Annotated in this window: 1 protein-coding gene; it reads left to right on the top strand. The window is 68.5% G+C overall.

Features of this window, described 5'->3' with window-relative positions; genetic code table 11:
* Positions 1 to 28 precede the first annotated feature (28 nt).
* Positions 29 to 613, top strand: coding sequence for a GTP-binding protein (locus UK12_RS32945; protein ID WP_045306887.1), 585 nt, complete (start codon positions 29 to 31; stop codon positions 611 to 613).

Below are 613 nucleotides of genomic sequence, written 5' to 3'. Positions count from 1 at the left end.
GACGTCACGCTGCTCGAAAGGGTCCTCAGTGGACTTCGCAAGCTCTAACGCGGCCGCCGCCAGCCGCGCCACCACCTCCGCGAAGATCGTCGTGGCAGGCGGCTTCGGCGTCGGCAAAACCACCCTCGTCGGCGCCGTCTCCGAGATCAACCCCCTGCGCACCGAAGCCGTCATGACCAGCGCCAGCGCCGGCATCGACGACATCAGCCACGTCTCCGGCAAGACCACCACCACGGTCGCCATGGACTTCGGCCGCATCACCCTCGACGAAGACCTGATCCTCTACCTCTTCGGCACCCCCGGACAGGACCGCTTCTGGTTCATGTGGGACGACCTCGTCCGCGGCGCCATCGGCGCCGTCGTCCTCGTCGACACCCGCCGCCTCGCCGACTGCTTCCCCGCCCTCGACTACTTCGAGAACAGCGGACTCCCCTTCGTCGTCGCCCTCAACGGCTTCGACGGACACCAGCCCCACACCGGCGACGAAGTCCGCGAAGCACTCCAGCTCGGCCCCGACACCCCCGTCATCACCCTGGACGCCCGCCGACGCGACAGCGCCAAAAGCGCCCTCATCACCCTCGTCGAGCACGCCCTCCTCGCCCGACTGCGCTGA

The sequence above is a fragment of the Saccharothrix sp. ST-888 genome (assembly GCF_000955975.1).
Lineage (GTDB): Bacteria > Actinomycetota > Actinomycetes > Streptomycetales > Streptomycetaceae > Kitasatospora.
Note: the sequence above shows the minus strand (reverse complement) of the source record. Positions and strands in the feature narration are given on the sequence as shown.